Source organism: Campylobacter sp. 2018MI34, from assembly GCF_016598975.1.
Lineage (GTDB): Bacteria > Campylobacterota > Campylobacteria > Campylobacterales > Campylobacteraceae > Campylobacter_D.
The window spans coordinates 1-6003 of the sequence record NZ_JAENKS010000039.1 but is presented as its reverse complement, the minus strand read 5'-3'; the positions used below and the strand labels follow the sequence as shown (position 1 = coordinate 6003).

Below are 6003 nucleotides of genomic sequence, written 5' to 3'. Positions count from 1 at the left end.
AAACTATCATCAATATTTTGAGAATCTAAAAATACTAAACCACAATCACAGCATTCTAAAATTTTAATATTTTGATTATCTCTGACTTTACCCTCTCTTTGAAAATTTTTTTTGCTATTGCATAAATAACATTTCATTTTTAATCCTTTATATTAAATAAAATTTTTATATAATTCTGCTACATAAGGTTTTTTACATTTAGTTTTCATTTCTATAGGAATAGTTTTTATAAACTGAATAAAATCAATAATATTTATATCTGGATTTATCTCTAGCAAGTAAGTGGCAAAATTTGGATGGCAATGATATAATGCTGTAACAAAATAATAAGGATTATAACCCCACTTTTGAGTTTTCTTTATAGGTTCAATATATAAATCAATACATTCTAGTATTTTTATCATGTCATATTTTATACCTTTAACACTATTAAAATATTGAGCAATTGCTTCAGTATATAAATTTCCTGCACATCTTCCAATCCCTTCAAGTGAAGAATCGACCATTAAAATTCTATCTGTTTTATATTCAAATAAATCCTGAGCACAAGCAAAAGACATTCCAGTATTATTGTGAGAATGAAATCCTATAATACATTCTTTGTTAGCAATAGAATCAATTATTTGAAAATATTTTTTATTATCATCTTTTGTCATATAGCCAAAACTATCTACTATAGAAATTCCGACAGGGTTTATTTTTGCAATTTTTCTGATTAACTCTTCATACTCATACAAAGTATAATCTATAGTTACCATTGGTTGTAAAAATGTTGAATATCCACTATCAATACTTTTTTTAGCAATCTCTAATGCCTCTTTAATTTGATGTTTATAAAAAACAACTCTAATGCCATCTATAGACTTTCCTGAAAAGTTTGTAATGTCATTAGCTGAAAATTGAGTTACATCAATCATAGCTAAAAATTTACTATTTTTTTTATCAGTTGGTAAAAAATTTTCAATTTTTTCTATAGTGTTAAATATACTTTTATTATTTATATTTATATCTTTATTTAAATATCCACATTCTATAAAGTCGATATTTGCTGATGATAATAATTTCAATATTGATTTTATATCTTCATCTTTAAAATTCCAATTATTAATATAACCACCATCTCGTAAAGTACAATCAAGTAATTTAATTTCTGCCATAAGTATCTCCTTTTAAAATTTTTACAATAACACTTGCTAACTCAAAATCCTCTTCTGTATTAATATCTATAGATTCAATAAAAGATACTTCAACAATTTTTGGATTTATTCCTACTCTTTTCTTGTATTTCATGAATACTTCTTTTTTAAAAACATATACACCAGATGTTTCTCTATAAATAATTTCCAAATCTTGACTTCTTGGAATTAATGCGGGATTAAAATTTAATGGTTTAAATTTACTTGTCCATAGATAATCTTGAATTTTAATAGCAGTAAATGAAGAATCATATCCGTTATTTATAACATTTTCAAGACATTTTAGAATACTATTTTCTTTTAAAAATGGAGCAGTCGCATGAGAATATATATAAATATCAGCATTAATTACTTTCATAAATTCTTGAAAAATTTCTGTAAAGTTTGTATTATCTCTATCTAATTTTTTTGATCTTTCTAAAAAAATAATATTATTATCAATAAAATTATTAATTTTTTTATCACTACAATAAACATAAATCTCATTTATATTGTCAATTTTCTTTAATACTTCTAGGTTATACTGTAACAAAGGTTTTTGATCTAATAATCTGATATTTTTATTTGGGCATCTTTTATTATTTAATTTTATTGGCATTACGGCAACTATTTTCATTATTTTATCTCTCTTTTGCTTTTTATTCTTTTTATTTCAAGATGTAACCTAATATATTTTTTATCAGCTTACCTTAGTTTACAAGTAAAATATTCTTTTTCTTTTAAACTTTCTAGTATATTACACTTTGTATTTTTAAAACTAATCTTATAATGACTTGATGTAAGAAAATTAATCTTTAAAAGATTAGTAAATTTATTGATATGCTTTTTGATTTTTATAAAATCACACTGAAATTTATTAGTATAAAAATTTAAGGAAATAACGATTGGATTATTTTTTTGAATAAATTCGATAATTTTATTATTATAACTTCTTAAAGAATTTCCAAGTGCTAATAATAAAATATTATAACTTGTTTCAATCATTTTATGTTCATCTAAAAAAGGTGAAGAACACAAGTAAATGCCAAATGTCCTTCTTGAATAATATCTGTTAAATATATCAAAAATTTCTCCAAGTAGATATCCTTAATTTCTACTTGAAAATACATATTTTCAAGTAGAAATCTTGTAAAAATATAGATTTTTTTACAAGATTGCATATTTATTAACGCAAAATATCTTATAATAAAGATAATAAATATAAAAAATATTACTTGAAAATATGTATTTTCAAGTAGAAATAGATCAAAATTAGGCAATTATAAATGAAAACAGTGGCATTTATTCCAATTAAATTAAACAATGAAAGAATACCTGGAAAAAATTTAAAAAAATTCTATGATGGCACACCATTAATTTATTTTGTTCAAAATACTTTACTTCAATGTAATAACATTGATGAAATATATGTTTTTTGCAGTGATGAAACAGTTTGTCCTTTTTTATTAGATAGAATTAAATTTTTAAAAAGAGATAAAAAATTAGACACCAAAGAAACACTTTGTGGAGATTTAATATCTGCTTTTATCAAACAAATCAATGCAGATATATATATTATGGCACATGCAACTTTACCTTTCGTTCAAGTTGAAACTTACAAAAAATGTATAGAGGCTGTTCAATCTGGGAAATATACTTCGGCTATGCCAATGGATAAAATACAAAATTTAGTTTGGTTTCAAAATAAACCTTTGAATTTTGAAATTGATTACATACCTAGAACACAAGATATGATCCCTGTATTTTCAGAAATTTCATCTCCGTGTGTATTTAAAAAAGAAATTTTTGAAAAATTTGGCGGAAGAGTTGGTGATAATCATTATATTTACGAAGGAAATAAAATTGAAGCAATTGATATTGATTATCCAGAAGATTTTGAATTTGCAAATATAATTTATAAATATTTAATAAAAAAGGATATACATTGAGTCATCTAAAAATTCTAGATTGCACTTTAAGAGACGGTGCATATTTAGTAGATAAATATTTTGGAAATTTAAATATAAAAGGAATTATTCAATCCCTTGTGAATGCTAATATTGATATTATAGAAATTGGTTTTTTGCAAAACGAAGGATTTGGAGATGGTAAAACCGTATTTAAGCAACCTTTAGATGCCTTTCGATTTTTACCAAAAAATACTAAAAAATCAAATTTTGCCTTATTGGCTGATTATTCAAGATATGATTTTAATCAGCTTCCAAAATATAATAATTCTCCTATAAACTCAATTAGAATTTGCTTTTTTAAACATGAAAGATTTAAAGCTTTAGAAGTCGCTAAAGATACTATAAAAAAAGGATATCAAGTATTTATACAGCCTGTAGATATTCTTGGATACAATGATAAAGAATTAATTGAATTAATTGAGCTAGTAAATCAAACAAAAAGTTATTGTTTGTCTATAGTAGATACATTTGGTTCAATGTATATTGAGGATTTAAGAAGAATATATTATCTTTTCAATTTTAATTTGAAAAAAAATATAAAAATTGGATTTCATTCTCACAATAATCTTCAACTTTCAAGTGCATTATCTCAAGAATTTGCTAGAATAACTCAAAATGAAAGAAAAATTATTATAGATACTAGTTTGAATGGTCTTGGAAGAGGTGCTGGAAATACTCCAACCGAACTTATTGCCTTATATGCAAATCAAAAAATGTCAAACCATTATCTTATTAATTTCATATTAGATTGCATTGACATCTATATAACCCCAATTTCATCAAAATGCAATTGGGGTTATAGTTTGCCTTATTATATTGCTGGAATGTTTGGAGCTCATACAAATAATATTATTTATTTACTAAAGAAAAACAATATTTTATCTAATGATATTGCACAAATTTTATCAATAATTGACAATGAAAAAATAAAAAGATATGATTATGACTTATTAGAAACATTATATTTACAATATATTAATAAAAATATTGATGATTTAAAAGATTTTGAAAATCTAGGACAAATATTAAGCAATAAAAATATTTTAATTTTGGCACCAGGAATTTCTCTTTATAAAGAGCAAGATAAAATATTACGATATCAAAAAGAAAAAAAATGCCTTTTGATAAATATTAATTTTATAGATGATAAGTTTAAAAGTGAGTTTATTTATACAAGCAATTTAAAAAGATATACATATTTACAACATAATCCAAATTTTTTAAAATATAGAAAAATTTTACTTTCAAACATAAAAGAAGAAAAAGATAACAACACTTTTAAAATAAATATTAATAGAGTTATTAAAAAAGGTTGGAAAAATTTAGATAATTCCATTATTTTATTGCTCAGGCTTTTAGATAATTTTAATCTAAAATCTTTGACTATAGCTGGATTTGATGGATTTAATTCAAAAGAGAATAATTATTTTCAAGATGATATGGAAAATAATTTTACCAATCAAGATACAAATCAACTAAATAATGAATTAGAATCTATGTTTTGTGATTTTTTAGAATATAGAAATTCAACTTATAAAATTCATATTATAACTCAAACCTATCTTAATTTACCAAATGGTATAACCCATGTTAATCATATTTGATCTTGATGGAACACTAATTGATCCCGCTAAAGGCGTTATTAAAAGTATTAATTATACTTTAAAGAAATTAAATCTAGGTATCTTGGATAATGAAATAAAAAAATCATTCATTGGACCTCCTATTTATAATTCCTTAAAAAACACTTTTAATCTAGATGATAAAGAAGCTTTCAAAGCTACGGAAATTTTTAGAAATATATATAAAGAAAAATTTCTTTATGAAGCAAAAGTTTATGATGATATTCCAAAATTATTACAAACACTTAAAGAAGATAATCATCAATTAGCTGTAGCAACCTATAAAAGACAAGATTATGCAGAATTAATTTTAAAACATTTTTATCTTGATATATATTTTGATTTTATCAAAGGAGCTGATTTTGAAAGCAAGTTAAATAAGAAAGATATTATAAAATTATGCTTAAAAAATTTTAATACAAATAATGCAGTTATGATAGGTGATACCACTCACGATGAAAGAGGTGCAAAAGAATTAAATATAAAATTTATTAGCGTATCTTGGGGATATGGATTTAAACAAGATCAAGCAGATGTGAATCATGCTTTGGAAATAATAAATTTTTTAACAGATATAAACTAAAAATGGCCATTATTACTAAAACAACTAAAATAAAATATTTTTGCAAAAATAAAGATGTTTTGCTTTATATTGATTCTGTATTTTGTAAAAATAGCATAATTCTACAAGAAATCTTAAAATTAACACCAGGAATAAATCGAAAAAAAATATTAACAAATAATATAACAGTTTATGAACAATGTTTATATACAAAACAAATAAAAGATTGCTTTTTAGAGAGTCATAAAAAATTTATAGATATTCAGATTTGTATTCAAGGATATGAACAAATAAAATTTACTAATTCTACTTTAATAAAAATAAAACAAAATTACAACCCAAAAAACGACTGTATTATTTATCATATAAAAAATAAATTAAAGAAAACTATTATGAAAAAAAAGCATATCGCAATATTTTTTCCAGATGATGCACATATGCCACTAATAAAACAAAAATATATATCAAAAATTTATAAAATTGTTTTAAAAATTCCAATTGAATTTTTAAATGATTTTAACACCAAAAGGAGTCAAAATGAAATGTTATTTATGTGGTTGCGAAAAACACGAAAAAAGAGCAGATGATGTAAGAGAGAAAACCGGAATCAAAGTTCTAGAATGTAAAAATTGCGGACTTGTATTTTTAGAAAAAAAAGAAATCAATGAAAATTA

At 22.8% G+C, this 6003-nt stretch carries 7 protein-coding genes; 4 read left to right on the top strand and 3 right to left on the bottom strand.

Translation table 11 applies throughout. The features are described 5' to 3' along the window. Nucleotides 1-152: 152 nt before the first annotated feature. From JG676_RS07550 to JG676_RS07540, 3 genes are all read right to left on the bottom strand, one after another. Nucleotides 153-1157, bottom strand: coding sequence for a hypothetical protein (locus JG676_RS07550; protein ID WP_200217842.1), 1005 nt, complete (start codon nt 1155-1157; stop codon nt 153-155). After that, the gene (locus JG676_RS07545) at nt 1144-1812 is read right to left on the bottom strand and encodes a cytidylyltransferase domain-containing protein (RefSeq protein ID WP_200217841.1); all 669 of its coding nucleotides are present in this window, start codon (nt 1810-1812) and stop codon (nt 1144-1146) included. The genes JG676_RS07550 and JG676_RS07545 overlap by 14 nt, the downstream gene beginning before the upstream one ends. A gap of 68 nt (nt 1813-1880) precedes the next feature. Further along, on the bottom strand, nt 1881-2213 hold the full coding sequence (locus tag JG676_RS07540) for a hypothetical protein (RefSeq protein ID WP_200217840.1): 333 nt from the start codon (nt 2211-2213) through the stop codon (nt 1881-1883). A 248-nt stretch (nt 2214-2461) separates the two neighbouring features. On the opposite strand from JG676_RS07540, the gene JG676_RS07535 reads away from it, so the two are divergent. The 4 genes from JG676_RS07535 to JG676_RS09250 are packed head-to-tail and all read left to right on the top strand — an operon-like array spanning nt 2462 to nt 5916. Further along, on the top strand, nt 2462-3124 hold the full coding sequence (locus JG676_RS07535; protein ID WP_200217839.1) for a cytidylyltransferase domain-containing protein: 663 nt from the start codon (nt 2462-2464) through the stop codon (nt 3122-3124). Next, nucleotides 3121-4749 (top strand): aldolase catalytic domain-containing protein, encoded by a 1629-nt coding sequence (locus JG676_RS07530; RefSeq protein ID WP_200217838.1) that lies wholly within the window; start codon nt 3121-3123, stop codon nt 4747-4749. The genes JG676_RS07535 and JG676_RS07530 overlap by 4 nt, the downstream gene beginning before the upstream one ends. Further along, a complete protein-coding gene (locus tag JG676_RS07525) occupies nt 4733-5350 on the top strand; it encodes an HAD-IA family hydrolase (protein WP_200217837.1) in 618 nt (205 codons plus the stop codon). Before JG676_RS07530 ends, JG676_RS07525 begins: the two co-directional genes overlap by 17 nt. A gap of 2 nt (nt 5351-5352) precedes the next feature. Next, nucleotides 5353-5916: a YhcH/YjgK/YiaL family protein gene (locus JG676_RS09250; RefSeq protein ID WP_373563819.1), complete on the top strand. Its 564-nt coding sequence runs from the start codon at nt 5353-5355 to the stop codon at nt 5914-5916. The last annotated feature ends 87 nt before the right edge of the window (nt 5917-6003 follow it).

Bases quoted from the DNA above. Each gene is read 5' to 3' on its own strand.
- JG676_RS07550 (WP_200217842.1), bottom strand. From the start codon at position 1,157: ATGGCAGAAATTAAATTACTTGATTGTACTTTACGAGATGGTGGTTAT.
- JG676_RS07545 (WP_200217841.1), bottom strand. From the start codon at position 1,812: ATGAAAATAGTTGCCGTAATGCCAATAAAATTAAATAATAAAAGATGC.
- JG676_RS07535 (WP_200217839.1), top strand. From the start codon at position 2,462: ATGAAAACAGTGGCATTTATTCCAATTAAATTAAACAATGAAAGAATA.
- JG676_RS07525 (WP_200217837.1), top strand. From the start codon at position 4,733: ATGTTAATCATATTTGATCTTGATGGAACACTAATTGATCCCGCTAAA.
- JG676_RS09250 (WP_373563819.1), top strand. From the start codon at position 5,353: ATGGCCATTATTACTAAAACAACTAAAATAAAATATTTTTGCAAAAAT.